The organism is Noviherbaspirillum soli (assembly GCF_015352955.1).
GTDB classification, from domain to species: domain Bacteria; phylum Pseudomonadota; class Gammaproteobacteria; order Burkholderiales; family Burkholderiaceae_D; genus Noviherbaspirillum_A; species Noviherbaspirillum_A soli.
Genome location: NZ_JACYOX010000002.1, coordinates 179,732 through 205,026 on the forward strand (window position 1 = coordinate 179,732; position 25,295 = coordinate 205,026).

Sequence of the window (25,295 nt, forward strand, 5' to 3'; positions counted from 1 at the left end):
CATGTCCCACGCCGCGCCTTGCAGACTGCTGCGCCTGTTGCTGCTGTTCGTCTGGAGCCTTGCCAGCGCGGTGGCGCAGGCGGCGCTGACTGACATTGCCAATGCGCCGCTGAAGACGGCCGGCGCCAAGCCCAACGTGATGCTGATCCTCGATGATTCCGGGTCCATGCAATGGAGCTTCCTGGATGACAGGGTCAAGACCAAGGGTTATCAGAACACGGTCGGCTACCGCAGCGCCTTGTGCAACAGGCTTTATTACAACCCGGACACCGTGTATGCGCCGCCGGCGGGCGCAGACGGCGCGGCATTGCCGGACGCCCCATTCGACGCCGCCTGGCTGGACGGCTACCAGCGCGACGCCACCAGCCTGAAGGTCGATCTCGGCACGTCCTTCCGGGCCTGGCGCTCCTCCTTGTCCGATCCCGAGCAGCGGCCATGGGACTGCTGGGACGCAACGTCGTCGTGCGAGGCGACCGGCGCCGGCATCATTCCGAACGCGCCCGAAGCGGCCTATTACTTCGTCTACAGGGGCTCGCGGCTGTCCAGCCTGGGCGACAACTCCGCATCGGACGATTGCAGGAACACCGCCTTCGACACCGCGTCCGGCGGCAGTGCGAACTGGCTGAAGGTCACCGTGAGCGCGACTTCCGGCCCGGGCGGCAGCGACGAGCGCCGCAATTTCGCCAACTGGTACAGCTATTACCGGACCCGGATACTGGCGATGAAGACGGCGCTGACGCGCGCGGTGCGCGACCTGGACAGCAATTACCGCATCGGCTACAGCACCATAGGCTATGCCGGCACCGAATCGGGCAATAACGCGTTTCTTCCGATCGGCGACTTCAATGCCGCGCAGAAGAACGCGCTCTATGCCAAGCTGGCCGTCCTGGTGCAGCCCGCGTCGGGCACGCCCTTGCGTGGCGCCCTGTCCAAGGCTGGCAGGCTGTATGGCGCAAAAATTGCCGGCGCCGGCGATCCGGTGCAGTACGCATGCCAGCAGAACTTCGCCATTCTTTCCACCGACGGCTACTGGAACAGCAATGTCGGCCTCGGCGTGGATGAAGGCACGACCTATGGGCCGCTGGATCTGTCCGGCGCGCCAGTTGGCAACCGTGACGGCACGCTGCCGCGCCCGCTGCATGACGGCACGCCAGCGGCGAATGCAGCCGGCGTGGCCGGCGGCGCTTCCGATACCCTGGCCGACGTCGCCGCCTACTACTACGACACCGACCTGCGCACCCCGGCGCTGAACAACTGCAGAGGGGCGCTGGGCCTGGATGTCTGCGCCAACCAGGTGCCGGCCACCAGCGCCGATCCGGCGACGCACCAGCACATGACCACCTTCACGCTCGGCCTGGGCGTGAGCGGCACGCTGGCCTACCGCAGCGACTATCCGACGGCCGCCTCGGGCGACTTCGCCGACATCGTCGGCGGGGTGAAAAACTGGCCGCCGCCCAATGATTTCGGCCCGTCGCGCATCGACGACCTGTGGCATGCGGCGGTGAACGGCCGCGGCCTTTACTTCAGCGCCGCCGATCCGGCCATGCTGGCATCGACATTGTCCGGCACGCTGGCCGCGCTGCGCGCCCGCCTGGGCAGCGCGGCCGCCGCCGCCAGCAGCAACCTGGAGCCGGTGCCGGGCGACAACCTGGTGTTCGCGGCCAGTTACCGCAATGTGCAGTGGGATGGCGAGCTGGAAGCCCGCACGGTGGACCCGGCCAGCGGCGCGGTGTCGCAGCAGGTCCTCTGGTCGGCCCAGGCGCAACTCAGGCGCCAGGCGCAGGACGGCAGCCGGGTGATCCATACCGACGCGCCGGCATCGCCGGGCACGCGGCTCAAGCCTTTCACCTGGCAGAACCTGAGCGATACGGAAAAAGCCCATTTCAATTCTCTCTGCGCGCCGGCTGCCAGGCTCACTCAGTGCGGCGACTTCAATGCCGCGCAACTGGCTTTGGCGACAGGCGAACGGCTGGTGAACTACCTGCGCGGCGACAGCAGCGCCGCCGGCGGCAGCGGCGCGCTGTTCCGGCCGCGCGACCGGGTGCTGGGCGACATCGTCAATGCCCAGCCGCTGTATGTCGGCGCGCCTGCGTTCAACTATGCCGACGCCGGCCATGCCGCATTCCGGGCCGCCGGGGCAAGCCGCGCGGCCAGGGTCTATGTCGGCGCCAACGACGGCATGCTGCACGCCTTTCATGTGAGCGGCGCCGATGCCGGCAAGGAAGCCTGGGCCTACGTGCCCGCCCCGATGCTGCCGCGGCTTTACCTGCTGGCCGACCGCAACTATGCGGCCATGCATCGCCCCTATGTCGACGCTTCTCCGGTGGCGGGCGACATCTGTCCGAACGCGCCCGCGGCCTGCGCGGCCGGTGACTGGCGCACCATCCTGGTCGGCGGCTATGGCGCAGGCGGGCGCGGCTACTATGCGCTCGACATCACCGACCCGGATGCGCCCAGGGCGCTGTGGCAATACACCGCCGCCGATGACAGCGACCTCGGTCTCGGTTTTGGCAATCCCGTCATCGCCAAGAATCCCGATGGCGCCTGGGTGGTGATCTTCGCCTCGGGCTACAACAATGCCGTTCCGGGCGATGGCAAAGGCTACCTCTATGTGCTGAACGCGGCCAGCGGCAGCCTGATCAGGAAAATAGGCACGGGCGAAGGCAGCGCCGGCGCCCCTTCCGGCCTGGCCCGCATCAATGCCTGGGTCGAAAGCCCATTGGACAATGCCGCCCGCCATGTCTATGGCGGCGACCTGCTGGGCAACCTGTGGCGGTTCGATATCGGCGCCGGCAGTGTGCTGAAGCTGGCCGAGCTGGGCAACGTCGGCAATGTCGGCACGCAGCCCGTGACTACCCGGCCCGAACTGGCGGTCGTGCGCAGCCGCGGCCAGCGCTACGCGGTGGTTGCGGTTGGCACCGGGCGCTATCTTGGCCTGAGCGACATCGCCGATGTGTCGCAGCAAAGCATTTATGTCGTCAAGGATGAACTGGGCAATACCGGCCTGGGCAAGGTGCGCACGGAAGGCGTGCTCAGGCCGCGTACCCTGACTGCGTCCGTCAACGGCAACACCCGGAGCATTGCCGGCGATACGCTGGACTGGGGCCGCGACAAGGGCTGGTATGTCGACCTCAACCCCGGCAACGCGTCCGCCGGCGAACGCGTCAATGTCGACATGGACCTTCAGCTGGGCATGCTGAAGGCGGTGGGCAATGTGCCGTCGAACGATGCCTGCGGGCAGGGCGGTTCGGCCTGGCTGTATGCGATGGACCTTGGCAGCGGCCTGGCATTGCCGCGTGCAGACTCGGTCAGTTCCCTCTTCACCGCGACTGCCTTGCTGACCGGCATCCGGACCTTGCGCCTGACCAGCGGCGTCAGCGGCACACTGGCGTCCGACAGCGCAGGTATCGTCAGCGGCAGGCCTGACGACGGCGGACCAGCCTCGTCGCGCCAGGCCAGGCGGAAAGGCTGGCGCGAGCTTGGCGACTAGGCGACTCCGCGCCCGGGAACTTGCGCCGCGTTCGAAGTCCAATGTCTATCTTTCAACAGGAGCGGCGCATGAGCACCAGAACCGAACGCGACACCTTTGGCCCGATCGACGTCCCCGCCGAGCGGCTGTGGGGCGCGCAGACCCAGCGTTCGCGGGAACACTTCCGCATTTCTTCCGAACGCATGCCGGCGGAGCTGGTCGATGCGCTGGCCGAGGTCAAGCGGGCGGCGGCGGTGGTCAACCGCGACCTGTCGCTATTGCCGGCCGACCGCGCGGATGCGCTGGTGCGCGCTGCCGATGAAGTCATCGCCGGCACGCATGCGCAGGAATTTCCGCTGTCGGTCTGGCAGACCGGTTCCGGCACCCAGAGCAACATGAACATGAACGAGGTGCTGGCCAACCGCGCCTCCGAACTGCTCGGCGGCGAACGCGGCCAGGCGCGGCTGGTGCATCCGAATGACGATGTGAACATGGGCCAGTCGTCCAACGATATTTTCCCGACGGCGATGCATGTGGCCGCGGCGCGGGCGGTGTCGGCGCACCTGCTGCCGGCGCTCGACCAGCTGCGCGCCACGCTGCAGCAGAAGGCGGACGCCTTTGCCGGCATCATCAAGATCGGCCGCACCCACCTGCAGGACGCCACGCCGCTGTCGCTGGGCCAGGAGTTTTCCGGCTATGTCGCCCAGCTCGACCATGCGGGCCAGATGGTGCGCGCCACCCTGACGCCGCTGCTGCGCCTGGCCGCCGGCGGCACGGCGGTGGGAACCGGCCTGAACACCCACGTCGAGTTCGGCGACCGGCTGGCGGCGCAGTTGCGCCAGCGTACCGGCCTGGACTTCGTCAGCGCGCCCAACAAATTCGCCGCGCTGGCCGCGCATGACGAGCTGGTGTCGGCGCACGGCGCATTGAAGACCCTGGCGGCGGCGCTGATGAAGATTGCCAATGACGTGCGATGGCTGGCCTCCGGCCCGCGCTCCGGCCTGGGCGAGATCACGATTCCCGAGAACGAGCCGGGCAGCTCCATCATGCCCGGCAAGGTCAACCCGACCCAGTGCGAAGCCATGACCATGCTGTGCTGCCAGGTGTTTGGCAACGATGTCGCGATCAACTTCGGGGGCGCGTCGGGCAATTTCGAACTGAATGTGTTCAAGCCGCTGCTGGCGCATAACTTCCTGCAGAGCGTGCGGCTGCTGGCCGACGGCATGCACAGCTTCGACGAGCACTGCGCGCACGGCATCGAAGCCAACCAGGAGCGCATCGCCGACCTGATGGAGCGGTCCCTGATGCTGGTGACGGCGCTGGCGCCGCACATCGGCTATGACAAGGCGGCGCAGATCGCCAAGCAGGCGCACAAGCAGGGCGGCACGCTGAAGGACACGGCGCTGGCGCTGGGGTACGTGACGGCGGAGCAGTTCGAGCAATGGGTCAGGCCGGAAGACATGATCCGGCCCGGAGGCTGAGGCCCGGGCCCGCGGACTTTCGCAAGCCGGCTGGGCCTGCAAGCCCTGCGCCGTTCCCGCAGCGCTCGCCGAAGGCGTCGGGAACGGCGCGGCCTGCCCTGTCAGTTGACCTTCAGCGTGCCGCCATTGCCCAGCCCGCCCTCGACTTCCTGCGCCTTGTAATTGCGCACCGCCCGGACCAGGCCGTTATAGGAATCCATGAACGCGGCGGCAAGCACCTTGCCCTGCGGCGTATTGGTAAAGCCGCCGGCGCCGCCCCATGCGCCGCCGCCGAACAGGCCGCCGGCAATGCCCAGATCCCAGTTCTTGGCGCTGCCCTCGGAGGCGGCCAGCTGCACGCCGGACCGGTTGTCGGTCAGCAGCAGCATGGTGGACGCTTCATTGGAACGCACCGACCCGGCCAGCGCGCCGATCGGCCCCAGCCAGCCGCCGACCGCCGCGCCGATGCCGCCGGTGCCGCGCGCGCTGAAGCTGATGCTGGGCGTGGCGGTGTAGTCCGCGGCCACCATCTGTCCCTTCTGCATCTTGCTGGTGGAACGCAGTTCGCCGCTGGCGGCAAGGTCGCGCTCCATGTTCATGTTGTGGAAGGCGCGGCCGCGCTCGACGATCACGAAGCAGTTGGACTGCTGCGCCATCAGGCGCAGCAGCGGGACCGTTGACTGGATGTTGTACTGCTGCGTCAGTTGCGCAATCCATGGCTGGCTGGCGTCCTCGACGAAGGCAATGGTGCCCAGCGACTTGTCGCAGCGTTCCAGCTGGCTGTTGGCGCTCTGCGCATTGGCGCCGCCGGCCGAGCCGGTGGCGGCGGTCTTGGCGGCCGGTGCGCCCATGCTGACCGGCATCGATTCGCAGCCGGAAAGGACGGCCATGCCCAGCATGGCGGTGAGGATCGTGCATTTCATGAAGTTTCCTTGGATGGGATGGTGCCTGCGACCGGGCTGGCGCCGATGCGGGCGGGATGGCGTGGCGCCTGCCTTCAGACAGGCATGCTCGGCGCCGGGATCGATGCGACATGGCCGCATCGGCGCTTCCGACTGCCTTGCGGCGTGCATGTCAGGCGAAAGGGCGGCCTTAAGTGGCAGCGGGCCTGGTCTGGTTCAGGCCATGGCCCATCGATGGGTTGAAAGAACCCGCCTGTGCGCCGCATCACCATGCGAAGCAGGGCCCTTGTGTAGAATGGCGACCTCGGGGCCGGCGCCCTTGCCGCGCTGCCGGCGCACCTGGATCACCACAGGAAACCGCGGAGCCCATACCCTATGACCAAGCACAAGCACACTTTCGATCCGCCAACATCCGCCGGGCAGCTCGATGCCCTGATGCGCCATATCGACATCGGCGACGGCGACCTGGCGTCGCTGTCGGACGAGCAGCGCGAGCAGTTGAAGAATGAGCTCGGCGATGCCTGGCTGGAAGACTATCTCGACGACTACCCGGTGCCGGCCGACATCCGCGCCGCCGCGGCCGAATACCAGGCCATCTTCAGCGGCGAGAAATACCCCAGCCTGCCGGACCATGTGCGCTTCGACCTGCTGCTGCAGTTCGAGGAGCACCACGGCGAAGGCGGGCCCGACCACTGGAATCTGCACGCGTGAAGAAACATCGAAAAGCCGGCGCGCCGCAAGCGCCGGAACGGCAGGACCAGCCGCATCCGCTGGCCGCCGAGATCCGTTCCGGCCAGTCGCTGGAGCTGCTCAAGGAACTGCACATCCTCACCCGCGACGGCAAGCTCAACCAGGACAGCCGCCGCAAGCTCAAGCAGGTCTACCACCTGGTGCAGTTCATCGAGCCGCTGCTGCGGCAGGTGCTGGCGGACCAGCCCGAGATCCGGCTGGTGGACCATGGCGCCGGCAAGTCCTACCTCGGCTTCATCCTGTACGACCTGTTCTTCAAGGACCAGGCGCCGGGCTCGCATATCTACGGCATCGAAACCCGCGACGAACTGGTGCAGAAGTCCGAGGAACTGGCGGCGCGCCTGGGCTTTGCCGGCATGTCCTTCCTGAACCTGTCGGTGGCCGAGTCGATCACTTCCGACCGGCTGCCGGAACAGATCGACGTGGTGACCGCGCTGCATGCCTGCAATACCGCCACCGACGACGCGATCCATTTCGCGCTGAAGAAGAAGGCCCGCTTCATCGTGCTGGTGCCATGCTGCCAGGCCGAGGTGGCGTCGGTGCTGAAGAAGAACAAGGCGCGCTCGCTGGTGCGCGACCCGCTGACCGAGATCTGGCGCCACCCGGTGCATACCCGGGAATTCGGCAGCCAGCTCACCAATGTGCTGCGCTGCCTGCAGCTGGAGGCGCATGGCTACCAGGTCACCGTGACCGAACTGGTGGGCTGGGAGCATTCGATGAAGAATGAGCTGATCGTGGCCAGCTATCAGAACCTGCCGCGCCGGCGGCCGTCCGAGCGGCTGCAGGCGGTGCTGCAGTCGCTGGGCCTGGAAGAACTGGGCGAGCGTTTCTTTACCGGGGCAGCCGAACCGAAAGATACCGAGCCCGCGGCTTCTTGACTTTCGTTATCCGGACGGAGAAGATGGACGCGCGCCGGGCTTGCCCGGCGCGCGATTATAAGAGCGTATGCAGCCGCATCACGCTTCATCTCAGGAGACAAGAACAATGGCATTTCCCACCCGCACGCTTGCGTGCGCGCTTTCCGTCGCCGCTGCCTTCACCGTCCAGACCGCCAGCGCCGAAACCGTCAAGGTTGCCGTCATCGATGCCTTCTCCGGCCCGATGTCGCCGATTTCCAGCAATATCCTGAACAGCTTCCAGCTCATCGCCGACAAGGCCAACAAGGAAAAATGGGCCGGCGAGCATACGCTGCAGTTCACCGCCTTCGACAACAAGCTCAGCCCGCAGGAGTCGCTGTCGCAGCTGAAGAGCGCGATCGACCAGGGTTATCGCTATATCGCGCAGGGCAATGGCTCGGCGGTGGCGCTGGCGCTGGTGGATGCCGTCAACAAGCACAATGAACGCAACCCGGGCAAGGAAGTCGTGTTCCTGAACTATTCGGCGATCGACCCCGACCTGACCAACAGCAAGTGCAGCTTCTGGCATTTCCGCTTCGACGCCAATTCCGACATGAAGATGGAAGGCCTGACCAGCTACATGGCCAAGGACCAGAGCATCAAGAAGGTCTACATCATCGGCCAGAACTACTCCTTCGGCCACCAGGTCACCCGCGCCGCCAAGGATTACCTGAAGCGCAAGCGTCCGGACATCCAGATCGTCGGCGACGACCTGCATCCGATCGCGCAGGTCAAGGACTTCTCGCCGTACATCGCCAAGATCAAGGCGTCCGGCGCCGACACGGTCGTGACCGGCAACTGGGGCGCGGACCTGGCGCTGCTGATCAAGGCTGCCAAGGATGCCGACCTGAAGGCCAACTTCTACACCTACTACGCCGCCACCAGCGGCGTGCCGACCGCGATGGGCGCCGCCGGCGCCGACCGCGTCAAGCAGGTTTCCTACTGGAACGTCAACAACGACACCTTCATGGGCGCCGACATCGCCGACGCCTTCAAGCAGAAGTTCAACGATGACTTCTATGTGATGGATACCTACACCGTGGTGTCCATGCTGTCCAAGGCAATCAAGGATAGCAAGTCGACCGACCCGGTGAAGGTGGCCTTTGCGATGGAGGGCATGAAGGTCAAGAGCCTGAACGGCGAGGTGGAGATGCGCAAGACCGACCACCAGGTGCAGCAGCCGCTGGTGGTGGCGACCTGGGTGAAGACCAATGGCAAGGACGTCAAGTACGACCAGGAAAACACCGGTTACGGCTGGCGCACCGACCAGAAGATCGACACCTATGTGGCGGCGCAGCCCAGCTCCTGCCAGATGAAGCGCCCGGGAGCGTAAACCGGGTCTGAAGCGGCGCGGTCCGAGTTCGGCGCCCGCTGCGGCACCTCAGTGCAGCAGCGGAACACCCTCGGACGGCGCCGCCGGCCAGCACAGCGGCTCATCCGCTTCCTGGCCAGTCTGGGCCGCATAGCGTTCCTCCGCCTTGGCCATGCGCACGATGGAGGCCAGCGCCTCCACGTACAGGTCGCGGTACTTGCGGTCGCCGAGCCGGGAAAAGGCTTCGGCAAAGGTCAGGATGGCTTCGTCAGTGCTGTTCATGGGCTTCCTCGGCTTGGTCGGTGATCTGCCGCCTGGCGGCAATATGGGCGATGCATGTACAGGCGAAATAATTAAAGCATTTCCGGCTTTGGCCGCACGTAGGAAAACGCCGGCAATTCATGTAGGAAACACCCGCGTATGTTGCATCGCATTGGATGACAAACCCCTCAGCAACAGCCCCCGAACGTTCCTATCCAGATGATCAGCAAGCCATTTTCCGCCGCCAGCGCCCGCAACCGCGAACCCATTCTTGCTGCATTGCGTGATCTGCTGCGCGGCTGCCATACCGTGCTGGAAATCGGCAGCGGCACCGGCCAGCACGCGGTGCATTTCGGCGCCGCCATGCCGCATTTGCTGTGGCAGACCAGCGACCTTGCCGCCAACCATGCCGCCATCCGGGCCTGGCTGGACGGCGCGGCCTTGCCCAACGTGCTGCCGCCGCTGCTGCTCGACGCCGGGTCGGACGACTGGCCGGCCGGCCCGTTCGACGCGGTCTATACCGCCAACACCTGCCACATCATGGCGTGGCCGGAGGTGCAATCCATGTTCCGCGGCATAGGCCGGGTGCTGGCGCCGGGCGGCATGCTGTGCATCTACGGCCCGTTCAGGCGCGACGGCCAGTTCACCACGCCCAGCAATGCCCAGTTCGACGCCAGCCTGCGGGCGCAGTCGCCGCACATGGGGCTGCGCAACCGGGAAGACATCGACGCGCTGGCGCATGCGCAAGGCCTCGCGCCGGTGGCCGACCTTGCGCTGCCGGCCAACAATGATCTGCTGGCCTGGCGCCGCGCCGGCTGACGGTTAGCGGCCGCGCAGCGATGCGGTCAGTCCCGGATCCACCGTTTCCTGGCGCTCGCCGCCGGCCACATTGGCCGGCACGGCCGCATCGTTGTTCCAGACCACATAATCGTCCACCGCATACAGCCGGCACGGCTGCTGGCTATTGGCCTGGCAGGCCTTGAGCACCCGGCCGGCTGGATCCTCGCCTTCCTCGGCCCAGCTCCATGCGCCGCTGGCCGAGACCGCGAAGGCGCGCGGCGTCGACTTGGCCAGGAAGGCCCGATAGGCTTCGCGGCCGCGCTCGCGCAGGAAGGGCACGGAATCGATATCGCCCACGGCGGCGAAGTCGCTGCGCGGAATCGGCGCATCTTCGGCGATCGCCACGGCTTCCTCGGTCGGCATGCCCAGGCGCTGCAGGAAGCCGCGCGCCTGCGGCCACCACACTGCGAAACCGTCGCGGCTGCCGACCATGCCGTGGGCATCGTGCTTGAAGGCGCCGTAAGCGACCAGCTGCGCCTGGCCGCCGGCGGCGACATAGGCCTGATGCAGCCGGCCGGCCAGTTCATGATTGAAGTAGCTGTCATTGGCGCCGTAGAACCACAGGCTGGGCAGGGTGCTGCGGCTGCCGTAGGCGGCAAAGGCCTCGACCAGCGCCGTCTTCCACTGGCAGTCGCCGCCATCGGCGCGCAGGCCGCCGGCAAAGTTGAGCAGGCCGCGCACGCCGGGCAGGGCGCCGGCGCCCGCCGCCAGCGTTGCCAGGCCGCCATAGGACTGGCCCGCCACCAGGATGCGCTCGCCATCCACCCAGCCCTGGCTGCGCGCATAGGCAATCGTGGCGCGCAGGTCCATCGCCTGCAGATAGCCGTTGCCGGTCATGTTGCAGCCGTAATCCACGTAGTCGCCGCCGGAGCGGGAAAAGCCGGTGCGCATCGGCACCATCACCGCATAGCCGCGCCGCACGAATTCCCTGCTCATGTAATAGAAGCGGTCGCGCGGCTGCAGGCGCGGGTCGCCCGGCTGCTTGCCATGGTTCATCACCAGCAAGGGAAAGGGGCCGTCGCCGGGCGGACGGAAGATCGTGGTTTCCAGCGCGGTGCCATTGGCCGTCGGCACCATGACTACCTGTTCGTTCAGCCGGGCATCGAGCGCGGTCGCATGCGCATGCATGAGCGCGCCGGCGGCAAGGCATGCGGAAAATGCGAAACGGACGAGGCGGGCAAGCATTGCAGCACTCCTGAACGGTTACCGGAAGCAAGAACCCATTCTAGAAATCAAGTTTCTGCAACTCAATACCGCAATGACAATTTCAGGAAAAAAATTCTGTGATGCAATTTCGTTAATGCGATTGCGACGAGGCAACCAGTTCGGCATTCAGCGATTTGCCTTGCATGCAACTGATGGCATGGGCTACCGCCGATTCACGGCAGGCGGATTCGCTGTCCATGCGGCGCGCAATCAGCATGCCCTGGCGCATGGGGTTGACGGTGTACCAGCCGTAGGCATCGTAGGAAGGTTGGGACTCGATCAGGCGGCTGTTGAACAGCGCCAGCGCGAGCAGGGTGAGACAGGCAACGCCACCCATTGCAAAACGGGCGCGTCGTTCCAGGCGGAAAAGAAGATTGGTCATGATAATTCCTGGTAGCAACTGGCATGATCTTGCCACGAATTGCTTGCAGGTATCAATTCTGGTGTTCGGCTTTCGGCTACTTGTTGTTTTGCGGGCAAAAAGCAGCCTGGCGGCGTATGTATCTCGACGGATCGTCACCGTGGTATCAGGCGCTCAGACGTCGTAGGGCGGAATACCCCGAAGGGGCATTCCGCCAGCGGTCGATCAAGGCCGAAAACGCAGTGGACCCGATCACCATGTCACCTGCCGGGGCGGATTTCCGATCTGCTCAGGACGACAGTGCGATCGTGTTGTGGCGACAGGGAAGGGCGTCACTGCGAAGCAGCAGATGCTGTTGAGGTTGCGGACGGAAGGGCGATTGCATTGCAGTCAGAGGATGCGGTGCGGGGTATTCCACCCTTCCATCCGCCACGGCCTTGCATGAGGCGTTACGGGCATCACGCATCCACGAACGTCACGGCCAGGCTTCCAGGAGTCTGGCTGCCGGGCCAGCGTGAATCAGGCGCTCAGTTCCTGCATCACGCTGATCAGGTTGGACTTGCCTTCAAAGCCGATGCCAGGCAGCTCAGGCATCACGATGCGGCTGTCCCTCACCTCGACGCCGTCCGGGAAGCCGCCGAAGGGCTGGAACAGGTCCGGATAGGATTCATTGCCGCCCAGGCCCAGGCCGGCAGCGATGTTGAGCGACATCTGGTGGCCGCCGTGCGGGATGCAGCGGCTGGGCGACCAGCCGTGCTCGCGCAGCATGTCCAGCGTGCGCAGGTACTCGACCAGGCCGTAGGACAGCGCGCAGTCGAACTGCAGCCAGTCGCGGTCGGCGCGCATGCCGCCATAGCGGATCAGGTTGCGCGCATCCTGCATCGAGAACAGGTTCTCGCCGGTGGCCATCGGATTCTTGTAATAGCTGCGCAGGATGGACTGCAGCTCATAGTCCAGCGGGTCGCCGGCTTCCTCGTACCAGAACAGGTTGTACTGGCCAAGCGCCTTGGCGTAGGCGATGGCGGTGTCCATGTCGAAGCGGCCGTTGGCGTCGACGCAGAGCCGCTGGCCGTCCTTCAGCACCGACAGCACCGCCTCGATGCGGCGCTGGTCTTCGGCCAGGCTGTCGCCGCCGATCTTCATCTTCACCACGCTGTAGCCGCGGTCGATATAGCTGCGCATTTCATTTTGCAGCGCTTCCAGGCCCTTGCCCGGATAGTAGTAGCCGCCGGCGGCGTAGACGAACACTTCGCGGTTCGGCTTGCCGTCGCCATAGCGCTCGGCCAGCAGCTGGAACAGCGGCTTGCCGGCGATCTTGGCGACCGCGTCCCAGATCGCCATGTCCATGGTGCCGATCGCCACCGAGCGCTCGCCATGGCCGCCCGGCTTTTCATTGGTGTACATGCAGTTCCAGATCCTGTGCGGATCGAGGTTGTCGCCCTCGTCGTTGACCAGCGAGGCCGGGTCGGCTTCCATGATGCGCGGGATGAAGCGCTCCCGCATCAGCATGCCCTGGCCGTAGCGGCCGTTGGAGTTGAAGCCATAGCCGACCACTGGCTTGCCATCGCGGATGACATCGGTGATCACTGCCACCAGCGACAGCGTCATCTTGGAAAAGTCGATATAGGCGTTGCGGATGGGCGAACTGATCGGCAGGGTTTTCTCGCGGATTTCTACGATTCTCATGATGGGTTCCGGCAGGGTTGGAAAGTGGCCACAGCATAGCCTGCCGCGGACGCACGATTATTTGCTGTGATTCATTCCATTATTTACCCTGGGTGAAAGGCGCGCCTGCTTCGCCACTCGCCGCACAAGGGGCAATGATGGGTTTATGATTCGCCTCCATGATGAAAACCGATGCCATCTCGGAAATGGCCTTCTTTGCCGCGCTGGCCAGAAAGGGCAGCCTGTCGGCGGCCGCGCGCGAACTCGGCATCACGCCGCCGGCCGCGACCAAGCGCCTGGCGCAGATGGAACAGCGGCTCGGCGTGCGGCTGCTCAACCGCACCACCCGCCGCGTCAGCCTGACCAGCGAGGGCGAACTCTATCTTGAGCAGGCGCAGCGCATCCTGGCCGACATCCGCGAGATGGAGGATGCCGTCAGCAGCCACCGGGCCGAGCCGCGCGGCCTGCTGCGGGTCAATGCCACGCTGGGTTTCGGCCGCACCACCATCGCGCCGCTGGTATCGGCGTTTGCCCGCAGCTATCCCGACATAGAGCTGCAGCTGCAGCTGACCGACCGCCCGATCGACCTGGTGGAAGAGGCATTCGACCTCGGCATCCGTTTCGGCGCGCTGCCCGACACCCGGCTGTCGGCCCGCCGCATCCTTGCCAACAAGCGCTTCCTGTGCGCATCGCCAGGCTACCTGAAGCGCGCCGGCGTGCCGGAGACGCCCGACGAACTGGCGCGGCACAGCTGCATCCTGCATCGCCAGAACAACGATCCGGGCAACCTCTGGCGCCTCGGCCGCGGTCGGCGCGAGCAGCTGGTGAAGGTGCGCGGCGCGCTGTCGAGCAACGACGGCGACGTGGTGCTGGGCTGGGCGCTCGACGGGCATGGCATCCTGCTGCGCTCCGAATGGGACCTGGCGAAATACCTGGCTTCGGGACGGCTGCGCGTGGTGCTGCCAGACCATGCGCCGGCGCCGGCGGACCTGTACGTGTTCTATCCGAGCCGGCGCCAGCTGCCGGCCAAGGTGCGGGTGTTCATCGACTTCCTGATCGCGCATTTCAAGGAAGGCGAGGGCGAAGGCGCGGCCTGATTGCCATGCGTCGGGGAAGGGTATCGACGTGCGATTGACGCGGTTCCGGCGCGCCGCACCGTCCGGGCAATTTTGACCCATGTCAATTTTTCAAACGGTACCGTTTGCTACAGTCGGCCGGTCTTCACTGTTCCAGGAATCCCGCCGTGCTGCCCACCGATCTGCCTTCCCTCGTCATTCGAAACAAGACCTTGCTGCCAGTGGTGCAGGGCGGCATGGGCGTGGGGATTTCCGCGCATCGCCTGGCGGGCGCGGTGGCCGGGCTGGGCGGGCTGGGCACGATCTCCAGCGTCGATCTGCGCCGCCATCATGCCGACCTGATGGCGCAGACCGGCCGCTCGCGCGACAAGGCGGCCATCGATGCCGCCAACCTGGTGGCGCTGGACCGCGAGATCCGCGCGGCGCTGGCGCTGGCCGGCGGACGCGGCATGATCGCGGTGAACGTGATGCGGGCCGTGGCCGAGTACGCTTCCTATGTGCGCCAGGCCTGCGAGAGCGGCGCCGAGGCCATCGTGGTGGGCGCCGGCCTGCCGCTTGACCTGCCGGAACTGACCGCCGACTTTCCCGATGCCGCGCTGATCCCCATCCTGTCGGATGCGCGCGGCATTGCGCTCCTGCTGAAGAAATGGATGCGCCGCCAGCGCCTGCCGGATGCGATCGTGATCGAGAACCCGCGCTTTGCGGCCGGCCATCTCGGCGCACCGCGCATCGCCGACATCGATGCGCCGCAGTTCGCCTTTCCCACGGTGCTGGAAGGCACCCTGGCGCTGCTGCGCGAGCTGGGCCTGGAATCGGAGCGCATCCCGCTGATCGTTGCCGGCGGCATCCACAGCCATGAGCAGGTACGCGCGCTAATCGCGATGGGCGCCAGCGGCGTGCAGCTCGGCACCCCCTTCGCCGTCAGCGAGGAGGGCGATGCCCATCCGGAATTCAAGCGCGTGCTGGCCGAGGCGAAGCCGGAAGATATCGTCACCTTCATGAGCGCGGCCGGACTGCCGGCGCGCGCGGTCAAGACGCCCTGGCTGGAAGGCTATCTGATGAAGGAGGAAAAGCTGCAGCGCCGCGCCCATGCGCGCGACTGCATCGCCGCCTTCGACTGCCTGCACCAGTGCGGGCTGCGCGACGGCAACCCCAGGGCGGGCCAGTTCTGCATCGATACGCGGCTGGCCTATGCGTTGAAAGGCGATGTGCAGCGCGGGCTGTTCTTCCGTGGATCGGAAAGCCTGCCATTCGGCGCGGCCATCAGGCCGGTGCGCCAGTTGGTCCACTATCTGTTGACCGGCGAGAAGCCGGGTGGGGAGAACGATGATGTTTTCGAAGATACTGGTGGCCAGCGACGGCTCGCCGCTGTCGGCCAGGGCGGCTGACGCGGCGCTTGCCTTTGCCCGCGAGTCGGGGGCGGAACTGGTCGTGCTGTCGGTCGCGGTGATGTATCCGCTGCTGCCCGAGGCCGGGGCCATGGTCGACCTCAATGCCTTCGAGGCAGCGGCGCGGGCGGAGGCGCAGGCACTGATCGAGCCGGTCGCGGCAGCCGCGGCGCGCGAGCATGTGCGCTGTGAACTGGTGGTGCGCTATGCACCCGACCCGTGGCGGGAAATCGTTGCGCTGGCCGAGGAGCGCGGCTGCGACTGCATCTGGATGGCGTCGCATGGCCGGCGCGGCCTTGACCGCCTGCTGCTGGGCAGCGAGACGCAGCGTGTGCTGGCCCACACGACCATCCCCGTCATGGTGTACCGATAAGGAGAGCGGCATGGCATCGACTGACAGTGCCGAGCGTATCGACCAGCATGGCCCTGCCGCCTCTTCGGCGCCGGCAGGCAGGCAGCCGCTGGCGCTGCGCATCGTTCACGAAGAGCATGAGCGGCTCGCGGCCGTGGTGCATGGCATGCGTCACCTGGCGCGGGCCATGGAAGAACAGGGCCTGCGGCCCGACCTGAAGGTGCTGCGCGCAATGCTGCTGTATATCAGCGAATACCCCGAGCGCCTGCATCATCCCAAGGAAGACCGCTTCCTGTTCGCGCCGCTGCGCAACCATACCCATCTGCATGATGCAATGCTGGTGGAACTGGAGGTGCAGCATGCGCAGGGAGAGGCGATGGTGCGCAGGCTGGCCCATGCGCTTGCCCGGCATGAATTCGGCGGGCCGGTGGAACTGGCGTATTTCGTGCAGCAGGTGAAGCGTTATGCCGATTTCTATACCCGGCATATGCGGCTGGAAGAGGAGGTGATCTTTCCGGCGCTGCGCGAGCATCTGACCGAACAGGAATGGCAGGAGGCTGGCGAGGCATTTGCCGGCAACCGCGATCCGCTGGCTGGCCTGGAACTGAAACAGGACTTCGAACGGCTCTACACCAGCATTGTCAATATCACGCCGGCGCCATGGGGATTGGGGCCGGCGCTGTGATGGATGAATGAAGCGGAAGCGCCGCGCCGCCCTTGCGGATGCGGCGCTCTGCGTGCCGCGTCAGTGCGACATCAGCACCGGCAGCGTCATCGATTCCAGCACCGTGCGGGTGGCGCCGCCCAGCAGCACTTCGCGGAACCGCGAATGCGCATAACAGCCCATCACCAGCAGGTCGGCACCGACATCGGCCGCCAGCGACAGCAGCGCATTGCCGCTGTCCTGCTCTGTGGTTTCCTGCAGCACATCCACCTTCACGCCGTGGCGCGCCAGGTAAAGCGCCAGGTCGGCGCCCGGCTGCTCGCCATGCACATTGACCTGTCGCTCGGCATTGAATACCACCACCTTCACCTCCTGCGCCTGGCGCAGCATCGGCATGGCGCCGTTGATGGCGCGGCTGGCTTCCATGCTGCCGTCCCAGGCCAGCAGGACCTTGCGGCCGAGATGCGGAAACTCGCCGGCGTAAGGCACCAGCAGCACCGGCCGGCCCGCGTTCATCACCACATATTCCGGGAAGTCGCTCATGATGCCCGGCAGCGATTCCCCGGTGTCGGTCTGGCTCATCACCACCAGGTCGGCATAGCGCGCTTCCAGGCTGAGGCCGCCGGCGGGCTCGTCGTCGATCAGGCGTTTTTCCCAGGAAAGCACGCCCATGCGGCGCACGGTCTCCTCATACTGTGCCAGCGCCTGTTCGGCCTCCTTGTGAAGATAGTCGAGATGGGTGACCAGAACCGGCTCATGCTGATTGACCACGTCGCCTTCCAGCAGATAGCGCGAGATGCCGGTCATGGCCACGCCGGTCAGGTGGGCATTGTCGCGCAGGGCGAGCTCGGCGGCGATGCGGATACGCTGCGGCGCATGCCTGGACCGGTCGACATGCACCACAATGGTCTTGTAGCTCATCACAATCTCCTCATTGGAATTTTGGAAAGGTTTGCATGTCTAGCCTAAGATTCTCTTACCCGGCAGTCCACTGTTCCGATGCTGTGCCGCGCCATGTTTCTGCGGCGTTTGACCCAGGTCAAAATGTTCCGATACCCCTCTTGTGGAGCGCTTCATGAGCACACGCAACCTGCAATACCTGTTCGAGCCGAAGTCGGTCGCGGTGATCGGCGCGTCGGCGCGGCCGCACAGCGTGGGCGCCACCGTGCTGGCCAATCTGCTGGCCGGCGGCTTCCGCGGCGAGCTGTATGCGGTCAATCCCAAGTACGATGAACTCGCCGGCCGGCCGGTCTACCGCGACGTGGCCGCGCTGCCGGCGGCGCCCGACCTGGCTGTCATCTGCACGCCGCCGCACACGGTGCCCGACCTGATCGCGCAGCTGGGCGCGCGCGGCACCCGCGCCGCCATCGTGCTGACGGCCGGCCTCGGCAGCGCCGTGGACCGGCATGGCGTGAGCCTGAAGCAGCGCATGCTGGACGCGGCGCGCACCTCGCTCTTGCGCATCCTCGGCCCCAATTGCGTGGGCATGCTGGTGCCCGGCATCGGCCTCAACGCCAGCTTCGCGCATATCGGCGCACGCCCCGGCAAGCTGGCCTTCGTGTCGCAGTCGGGCGCGCTGGTGACGGGCGTGCTGGACTGGGCCGGCAGTCGCGGCATCGGCTTCTCGCGCTTCGTGTCGCTGGGCGAAGCGGCCGACATCGACTTCGGCGACCTGCTCGACTATCTGGCCGGCGACAGCGCCACCCGCGCCATCCTGCTCTATATAGAGGACATCCGCGATGCCCGCAAATTCATGTCGGCGGCGCGGGCGGCAGCGCGCAGCAAGCCGGTGCTGGTGATCAAGGCCGGCCGCGCCGCCGAAGGCGCGCGTGCGGCGGCCTCGCATACCGGCGCCATGGCCGGCGCGGACGATGTGTACGACGCCGCGATACGCCGGGCCGGCATGCTGCGGGTGGATTCCACCGAAGACCTGTTTTCTGCGGTGGAAACGCTGGGACGGGCGCGGCCGCTGGTGGGCGAGCGGCTCTGCATTCTCACCAATGGCGGCGGCCCGGGCGTGATGGCGACCGACGCCCTGATCGCCGACGGCGGCAAGCTCGCCACGCTGGCGCCGCAAACCCTGGAAGCGCTGGACGCGGTGCTGCCGCTGACCTGGTCGCATGGCAATCCGGTCGACATCATCGGCGATGCGCCGGCCGAACGCTACCGGCAGGCGGCCGAACTCCTGCTGGCCGATCCGGGCTCGGATGCGCTGCTGTTCATCCATGCGCCGACCGCCATCGTGCCCAGCATGGACGTGGCCGAGGCAGTCGCGCCGCTCCTGGCCAGGAGCGCGCGCAATGTGCTGGCCTGCTGGCTGGGCGGCGATGGGCTGGCGGCGGCGCGCCAGGTGTTTGCCGACCAGGGCATACCCACCTACGACACGCCCGAGGAAGCGGTGCGCGGCTTCATGCAGATCGTGCAGTACCGGCGCAACCAGGAACTGCTGATGCAGGTGCCGCCGTCGCTGCCGCAGGACTTCGGCGCCGACCGCGCCGCCGCCCGCGAACTGGTGCGCGAGGTGCTCTCCAGCTGCCGCAGCATGCTGAGCGAACCCGAATCCCATCGCCTGCTGGCCGCCTATGGCATACCGGTGGTGGCCACCCGCACCGCTGCCGGCGCCGAGGAAGCGGCGGCAGCGGCCAGCGAGATCGGCTTCCCGGTGGCGCTGAAGATCCTGTCGCCGCAGATCAGCCACAAGTCCGATGTCGGCGGCGTGGTGCTGGACCTGGAGGACGCGCCGGCGGTGCTGGCCGCCGCCACCGCGATGCAGCGGCGCCTGCGCGGCCTGCTGCCCGATGCCACGCTGTCGGGCTTCACCGTGCAGGCCATGGCGCGCCGTCCGCGCGCGCACGAGCTGATCGTCGGCGTTGCCACCGACCCCGTCTTTGGTCCGGTGCTGCTGTTTGGCCAGGGCGGCATCGCCGTGGAAGTCACCGCCGACCATGCGATGGAGTTGCCGCCGCTGAACATGCCGCTGGCGCAGGCGATGGTGGCGCGCACACGGGTTGCCAAACTGCTGCGCGGCTACCGCAACCAGGCGCCGGCCGACATCGACGCCATCTGCCTGACGCTGGTCAAGCTGTCGCATCTTGTGACCGATATCCCGGAGATCGTCGAGCTCGACATCAATCCGCTATTGGCCGATGCCAACGGCGTGATCGCGCTGGATGCACGCGTCAAGCTGGCGCCGCGTCCGGTCGGCGACGGGCGGGCCAGGCTGGCGATCCGGCCCTATCCGAACGAACTGGAGGAAACGGTGCCATGGCAGGGCGGGACGCTGCTGCTGCGGCCGATCCGGCCCGAGGATGGCGAGGAACATCTGCACTTCTTCAATGCGCTCGACCCCGAGGATGTGCGCTTTCGCATCTTCTCCCGCATGCGCGAGCTGCGGCCGTCGCAACTGGCGCGCCTGACCCAGATCGACTATGACCGCGAGATGGCCTTTGTTGCGGTGCGCCGGCGTGCCGATGGCAGCCAGGAAACCCTGGGTGTGGCGCGCGCCATTGCCGACCCCGACAACATCAAGGCCGAGTTTGCCATCATCGTGCGTTCCGACATGAAGGGGCGCGGGCTGGGCATGATGCTGATGCACAAGCTGATCGCTTATTGCAGGAGCCGCGGCACCCGGGAAATCATCGGCGAGGCGCTGCTGGACAACCGGCCGCTGCTGGACATGGTCAGGAAGCTGGGCTTCGATGTGCATCCGGCGGTGGGCGAGGGCGTGGCGGTGCTGCGGCTGCCGCTGCAGCAGGCGCCGCAGCAGCCGGCATGAGGGGCGTTGCCGCCTGATCAGGCCTTGGCGCCGCCCTTTTCCTCGTCCGTCGCGGCCGTCTCGCCCGGCCGCACCAGTTCGTTCGCGTCCGGCAGCGGCGTGTCGGCGCGCGCCAGCTGGTCGGCGTCGAGCTGGTGGGAAAAGCCTTCCACCGAATCGACCCAGCGCTCGCGGTCGCTGGCGATGGTGGGGCCGCTCTGGATATACAGCGCCAGCAGCTCCGCCAGGTTGACCAGGCCCGACAGATGGGTGCGCTCATAGCCGTGCGAGGCGTCGGCGCCGAAGCACAGCAGGGCAGTGCGCACATCGTGGCCCGCATTCACCGCCGCGCTGGCGTCGGAATGGTAGAAGCGGAACACGTCGCGGTGGCTGGGGATGCCATGGTCCTCGCACAGCCGCAGCAGGCGCCGCGTCAGGTGGTAGTCGTGCGGCCCGGCCGAATCCATCAGCGGGATGGTGACGCCCAGCTCATGCGCGCCCTGGCCGGTGGCCACCGGGCCGATGTCCACGCCGATGACTTCGCTGACGTCGCTCTCGATCACGGCGCGGGCGCCCGAGCCGACTTCCTCGGTCAGCGTAAACACCAGGTGGCAGTTCATCGGCACCGTGGCCTTGCTGTCGACCACGGCCTTCAACGCGGCCAGCACGGCGGCCACGCCGGCCTTGTCGTCCAGGTGGCGCGAGACGATGTAGCCGTTTTCCAGCACTTCCGGCGCGGCGTCGAAGGCGACGAAGTCACCGATCTGGATGCCGCGCGCCCTTGCGTCCGCGGCCGACGAGATCGGCGCGTCGATGCGCAGTTCGAGCTGGTCCCAGTTGACCGGCTGGCTGTCGATCGCCTCGTTGTACACATGGCCCGAGGCCATCAGCGGCAGCACCGAGCCGCGCTCGCGGCCGGTATCGGTAAACAGCGTGACGCGGCCGCCTTCGGCCCAGCGGCTGGACCAGGTGCCCACCGGCATCAGCGACAGCCGGCCGCTGGGCTTGATCTCGCGCACCATCGCGCCCAGCGTGTCGAGATGGGCGACGATGGCGCAGGCCGGGTTGGTGCGCCGCCGCTCCGGCAGGTTGCGGCGCAGGACGGCGCGTATCGTGCCGCGCCGGGTCAGTTCATAGGCCACGCCGAGCGCTTCGAGCTTGGCGCCGGTGTAGTGGACGATTTCATCGGTCAGCCCGGTCGGGCTGGGGATGGCCAGCAGTTCCAGCAGCGTGGTCTTGAGGTAGTCGGCATCAATCGGGAGTTTCTGCATGGGGGCTCAGGCGGTATAGGGAAACAGGAGGTCGACGAAGCGCTGCGCGGTCGGCTGCGGTTCATGGTTGGCAAGGCCGGGACGCTCGTTGGCCTCGATGATCACATACTCTTCCTGGTCCGGCGCAGGCACCAGGAAGTCGAGGCCCACCACCGGGATGCGCAGCGCCCGCGCCGCGCTTTCGGCCGCGGCGCGCAGCGTCGGATGCAGCGAGGCGGTGACGTCGTGGATGGTGCCGCCGGTGTGCAGGTTCGCGGTCTTGCGCACCTGCACCCGCTGGCCGTCTTGCGGCACCGATGCCATCGTCAGGCCCTGCTCGGCCAGGCAGCGCTCGGTCTCGGCATCCATCGGAATGCGGCTTTCACCGCCGGTGGCGGCCGCGCGCCGCGCGCTGTGGCGCTCGATCAGCTGCGCCAGCGCGGACTGGCCATCGCCGGTGACTTCGGCCGGCCGGCGTACGGCCGCGGCCACGACCTTGTAGCCGATCACGACGATGCGCAGGTCCTGTCCGCTGCAGAATTGCTCCAGCACCACGTGGCCGCCTTCCTTCTGCGCCCGCTGTATCGCATCGGCCAGGTCCTCTTCGGTGCGCACGCCCATGCTGATGCCCTTGCCCTGTTCGCCCAGCGCCGGCTTGACCACGATCTCGCCATGCTCGCGCAGAAAGGCGGCGTCGGCCCCGGCGTCGCCGGCCACCCGCTGCTGCGGCACGCGCAGGCCGACCGACGCCAGGCGCCGCAGCGTCAGCACCTTGTCCTGGCACCAGGTCATGGCGACGCCGCCGGTCAGTTCGGTCAGGGATTCCCGGCACAGCATTTCATGGCCGACATGGCGCAGCTTGAAGATGCCGGCCTCGGCATCGACGATTTCCACGCCGATGCCGCGCCGCCGCGCTTCGTCGACGATGATGCGGGCATAGGGATTGAGCGCCGACACCTCGGCGGTATCGATGAACAGCCGCTCGTTGATGGAGTTCTTGTGCTTGACCGCAAAGCCGCTGGCCTGCTCGAAGCCCAGCTTCTGGTACAGGCCGATCGCATTCTGGTTGGTGTGCAGCACCGACAGGTCGAGGAAGGCGCGGCCGCGGCTGGTGAAGAGATCGATCAGCTGGTTCACCAGCGACGTGCCGACGCCGGCCATGGTGGTTTGCGGGTCGACCACCAGGCACCAGAAGCTGCTGCCGCCTTCCTGGTCGCCGAAGGCCAGCACATGGTCCACGCCCATCACCGAGCCGATCACTTCGCCCGTGCGCTCGTCCTCGGCGATCAGGTAGATCAGGGCATCCGATTCGCGCTGCCGCCACACGGTGCGCGGCTCCAGCGGCACCATGCCGCGCATGCTGTAGAGCCGGTTCATCGCGGCAATGTCGGCACGCGTGGTGAGGCGACGTATCACGACGCCCGGCGCGGTGCCGGCCGCCGGCGCATCGGCCGACAAAGGCCGCCGGAACATCAATGATGGATCGAGGAACAGGCTGGCCGGCGCTTCGGCCAGCAACAGCTGCGGCGCCTGCACGTACAGCGCGATGTCGCGCTTGCCGGCTTCTTCCTGCATCAGTTCCGAGGCCAGCAGCCTGGTGGATTCGAATGAGGGCGCGTACATCAGGCGGCCCCAGCCGCAATCGAGGATCACATTGGCGTGCGGCGCGATGCTTGTTTCAGCGTCGGTGGCCAGCGACGGCGGCAAGGTGATGCCGGCGGCGCCTTGTTGTTGCGGAGTGTTCATTTGCTTCTTTCCATATTCATCGGTGGGCGGCCGCGTCACAGGCCGTTGGTCTGCAGCCAGGCTTCCAGCAGCGCCAGCTGCCACAGGGTGGAACCGCGCAGCGGCGTGATGGCGCTGTCGGGGTCGGCCAGCATGCGTTCCACCGCGTCGCGCCGGAACAGGCCGCGTTCGCGCGCGCGCGGCGAGTCGAGCAGGCCGCGCACATACTCCAGGAAGTCGCCGCGCAGGTACTTCAGCGCCGGCACCGGGAAATAGCCCTTGGGCCGGTCGATCACCGCGGCCGGTATCACGCGGCGCGCCGCTTCCTTCAGCACATGCTTGCCGCCCTCGGCGATCTTGTGGCGCGCCGGGATGCGCGCCGCCAGCTCCACCAGTTCATGGTCGAGGAAGGGCACCCGCGCTTCCAGGCCGAAGGCCATGGTCATGTTGTCGACCCGCTTGACCGGGTCGTCGACCAGCATCACCGTGGTGTCGAGGCGCAGCGCGCGGTCGATCGCGCTGTTCGCGCCGGGCATCGCGAAATGGCCGCGCAGGAAGTCGCCGCTCCAGTCGGGCATGTCCTTGCCGGCCTGAAGCAGTCCCAGCAGGTCCTGGTGGCCGCGGTCGAAGAACACCTTGCGATAGGCCGCCACGCCGGCTTCGTCGTCATGGATGTCGGCCAGCGGCGGATACCAGTGATAGCCGCCGAACACCTCGTCGGCGCCCTGGCCGCTCTGCACCACGCGGCTATGCTTCGACACCGCCTGCGACAGCAGGTAGAAAGCCACGCAGTCGTGGCTGACCATGGGCTCGGACATCGCGGCGATCGCATCCGGCAGCGAGGCCAGCAGATGGTCGGCGGGAATGTGCAGCTTCTCATGCACCGTGCCGTAGTGCTTCGCAATCAGGTCCGAGTAGTAGTACTCGTCGCCGGCCTCCTGGTCCACCGCCTCGAAGCCGATCGAGTAGGTGCGCAGGTCCTTCGTGCCGGCTTCGGCCAGCAGGCCGGTGATCAGGCTGGAATCCAGCCCGCCCGAGAGCAGCACCCCGACCGGCACGTCGGCCACCAGGCGCCGCTTGACCGACAGGCGCAGCGATTCCAGCACCATGTCGCGCCATTCCCCGAAGCTGCGTTCCTGGTCTTCGGCCTTGCCGGGGAAGTCGAGCCGCCACCAGGTGGTGGTTTCGCTGCGGCCGTCGGGATGCACTGTCATGCAGGTCGCGGGCGCGAGCTTCCTCACGCCGCGCAGCATCGTCAGCGGCGCCGGCACCACCGCATGCCAGCTCAGGTAATGATGCAGTGCCTGCGTATCCAGCGTGGTGTCGATGCCGCCGCCCTTGAGCAGGGCCGGCAGCGTGGAGGCGAAGCGCAGCCGCTCCTTGTCCTGCGCGTAGTACAGCGGCTTGATGCCGAGCCGGTCGCGGGCCAGGTAGGTGATGCCGCTATCGCGTTCCCACAGGGCAAACGCAAACATGCCGTACAGCCGGTCCAGGGCGGCCGGTCCCCATGCATGCCAGGCCTTGATGATGACTTCGGTGTCGCCGGTGGAGGCGAACTGATAGCCTTGCGCCTGCAGCTCGGCGCGCAGCTCGTGATGGTTGTAGATGGCGCCGTTGAAGACGATGCCCAGGCCGAGCAGATTGTCGATGAAGGGCTGGTGGGCGCGCTGGCTCAGGTCCATGATGGACAGGCGCCGGTGGCCGAAGCAGCGGCTGCCGAGGCTGAAGATGCCCTCGCCGTCGGGACCGCGCCGCGCCTGCGACTCCGCCATCCGGACGACCGCAGCGACGTCCGCAAATTGTTGATCGAACCGCAGTTCTCCTGCTATGCCGCACATGACTGTTTCCAATAACTGTGATGATTGACTACGCCGGCGCGTGGCCGCGCCGGCACCTGTTGGATAGAAGGCGCTCGGCCGTGTGGGTTCCGCCGGCTGGCCGGATTTCTGGCCTGTATAACGAAT

General features: G+C 66.7%; 20 protein-coding genes. 11 read left to right on the forward strand and 9 right to left on the reverse strand.

Features of this window, described 5'->3' with window-relative positions; all coding sequences use genetic code 11:
• Position 1 precedes the first annotated feature (1 nt).
• Both IGW04_RS03140 and fumC read left to right on the forward strand, forming a co-directional pair.
• On the forward strand, positions 2-3,490 hold the full coding sequence (locus tag IGW04_RS03140) for a pilus assembly protein (protein ID WP_194711570.1): 3,489 nt from the start codon (positions 2-4) through the stop codon (positions 3,488-3,490).
• Positions 3,491-3,558: 68 nt separating this feature from the next.
• Positions 3,559-4,950 (forward strand): class II fumarate hydratase, encoded by a 1,392-nt coding sequence (gene fumC, locus IGW04_RS03145; RefSeq protein ID WP_194711571.1) that lies wholly within the window; start codon positions 3,559-3,561, stop codon positions 4,948-4,950.
• Positions 4,951-5,051: 101 nt separating this feature from the next.
• On the opposite strand, the gene IGW04_RS03150 is transcribed toward fumC, so the two are convergent.
• Positions 5,052-5,852 (reverse strand): CsgG/HfaB family protein, encoded by an 801-nt coding sequence (locus tag IGW04_RS03150; protein ID WP_194711572.1) that lies wholly within the window; start codon positions 5,850-5,852, stop codon positions 5,052-5,054.
• Positions 5,853-6,206: 354 nt separating this feature from the next.
• Between IGW04_RS03150 and IGW04_RS03155 the strand changes: the two genes are divergently transcribed.
• From IGW04_RS03155 to IGW04_RS03165, 3 genes are all read left to right on the forward strand, one after another.
• The gene (locus IGW04_RS03155) at positions 6,207-6,542 is read left to right on the forward strand and encodes a hypothetical protein (protein ID WP_194711573.1); all 336 of its coding nucleotides are present in this window, start codon (positions 6,207-6,209) and stop codon (positions 6,540-6,542) included.
• Positions 6,539-7,459 (forward strand): class I SAM-dependent methyltransferase, encoded by a 921-nt coding sequence (locus IGW04_RS03160; protein WP_194711574.1) that lies wholly within the window; start codon positions 6,539-6,541, stop codon positions 7,457-7,459. The genes IGW04_RS03155 and IGW04_RS03160 overlap by 4 nt, the downstream gene beginning before the upstream one ends.
• Positions 7,460-7,565: 106 nt before the next feature.
• Positions 7,566-8,810: a branched-chain amino acid ABC transporter substrate-binding protein gene (locus tag IGW04_RS03165; RefSeq protein ID WP_194711575.1), complete on the forward strand. Its 1,245-nt coding sequence runs from the start codon at positions 7,566-7,568 to the stop codon at positions 8,808-8,810.
• Positions 8,811-8,858: 48 nt separating this feature from the next.
• Here IGW04_RS03165 and IGW04_RS03170 read toward each other — a convergent pair whose 3' ends face one another.
• A complete protein-coding gene (locus IGW04_RS03170; RefSeq protein WP_194711576.1) occupies positions 8,859-9,071 on the reverse strand; it encodes a hypothetical protein in 213 nt (70 codons plus the stop codon).
• A 198-nt stretch (positions 9,072-9,269) separates the two neighbouring features.
• On the opposite strand from IGW04_RS03170, the gene IGW04_RS03175 reads away from it, so the two are divergent.
• Positions 9,270-9,869: a DUF938 domain-containing protein gene (locus IGW04_RS03175; protein ID WP_194711577.1), complete on the forward strand. Its 600-nt coding sequence runs from the start codon at positions 9,270-9,272 to the stop codon at positions 9,867-9,869.
• A gap of 3 nt (positions 9,870-9,872) precedes the next feature.
• Here the strand turns inward: IGW04_RS03175 and IGW04_RS03180 are convergent, their stop codons facing one another.
• The 3 genes from IGW04_RS03180 to IGW04_RS03190 form a co-directional block, all read right to left on the reverse strand.
• Positions 9,873-11,075: a dienelactone hydrolase family protein gene (locus tag IGW04_RS03180; protein ID WP_228526801.1), complete on the reverse strand. Its 1,203-nt coding sequence runs from the start codon at positions 11,073-11,075 to the stop codon at positions 9,873-9,875.
• Between the two features lie 112 nt (positions 11,076-11,187).
• Positions 11,188-11,478: a hypothetical protein gene (locus tag IGW04_RS03185; protein ID WP_194711578.1), complete on the reverse strand. Its 291-nt coding sequence runs from the start codon at positions 11,476-11,478 to the stop codon at positions 11,188-11,190.
• A 498-nt stretch (positions 11,479-11,976) separates the two neighbouring features.
• A complete protein-coding gene (locus IGW04_RS03190) occupies positions 11,977-13,143 on the reverse strand; it encodes a mandelate racemase/muconate lactonizing enzyme family protein (protein ID WP_194711579.1) in 1,167 nt (388 codons plus the stop codon).
• Between the two features lie 161 nt (positions 13,144-13,304).
• Here IGW04_RS03190 and IGW04_RS03195 point away from each other — a divergent pair, with 161 nt between their 5' ends.
• From IGW04_RS03195 to IGW04_RS03210, 4 genes are all read left to right on the forward strand, one after another.
• Positions 13,305-14,219, forward strand: coding sequence for a LysR family transcriptional regulator (locus tag IGW04_RS03195; protein ID WP_194711756.1), 915 nt, complete (start codon positions 13,305-13,307; stop codon positions 14,217-14,219).
• A 215-nt stretch (positions 14,220-14,434) separates the two neighbouring features.
• Positions 14,435-15,586 (forward strand): NAD(P)H-dependent flavin oxidoreductase, encoded by a 1,152-nt coding sequence (locus IGW04_RS03200; RefSeq protein WP_194711757.1) that lies wholly within the window; start codon positions 14,435-14,437, stop codon positions 15,584-15,586.
• Positions 15,528-15,959: a universal stress protein gene (locus IGW04_RS03205; protein ID WP_194711758.1), complete on the forward strand. Its 432-nt coding sequence runs from the start codon at positions 15,528-15,530 to the stop codon at positions 15,957-15,959. Before IGW04_RS03200 ends, IGW04_RS03205 begins: the two co-directional genes overlap by 59 nt.
• Before the next feature lie 10 nt (positions 15,960-15,969).
• Entirely contained in the window at positions 15,970-16,623 is a 654-nt protein-coding gene (locus IGW04_RS03210; protein ID WP_194711580.1) for a hemerythrin domain-containing protein, read from the forward strand.
• 60 nt (positions 16,624-16,683) lie between these two features.
• Here IGW04_RS03210 and IGW04_RS03215 read toward each other — a convergent pair whose 3' ends face one another.
• Entirely contained in the window at positions 16,684-17,523 is an 840-nt protein-coding gene (locus IGW04_RS03215; RefSeq protein WP_194711581.1) for a universal stress protein, read from the reverse strand.
• Positions 17,524-17,677: 154 nt separating this feature from the next.
• Here IGW04_RS03215 and IGW04_RS03220 point away from each other — a divergent pair, with 154 nt between their 5' ends.
• Positions 17,678-20,377, forward strand: coding sequence for a bifunctional acetate--CoA ligase family protein/GNAT family N-acetyltransferase (locus tag IGW04_RS03220; RefSeq protein ID WP_194711582.1), 2,700 nt, complete (start codon positions 17,678-17,680; stop codon positions 20,375-20,377).
• A 17-nt stretch (positions 20,378-20,394) separates the two neighbouring features.
• Here IGW04_RS03220 and IGW04_RS03225 read toward each other — a convergent pair whose 3' ends face one another.
• From IGW04_RS03225 to IGW04_RS03235, 3 genes are read right to left on the reverse strand one after another with little or no spacing between them, the layout of a single operon-like run.
• A complete protein-coding gene (locus tag IGW04_RS03225) occupies positions 20,395-21,627 on the reverse strand; it encodes an osmoprotectant NAGGN system M42 family peptidase (RefSeq protein ID WP_194711583.1) in 1,233 nt (410 codons plus the stop codon).
• Positions 21,628-21,633: 6 nt separating this feature from the next.
• A complete protein-coding gene (gene ngg, locus IGW04_RS03230) occupies positions 21,634-23,352 on the reverse strand; it encodes an N-acetylglutaminylglutamine synthetase (RefSeq protein WP_194711584.1) in 1,719 nt (572 codons plus the stop codon).
• Between the two features lie 35 nt (positions 23,353-23,387).
• Positions 23,388-25,169 (reverse strand): N-acetylglutaminylglutamine amidotransferase, encoded by a 1,782-nt coding sequence (locus IGW04_RS03235; protein WP_194711585.1) that lies wholly within the window; start codon positions 25,167-25,169, stop codon positions 23,388-23,390.
• Between the last annotated feature and the right edge of the window lie 126 nt (positions 25,170-25,295).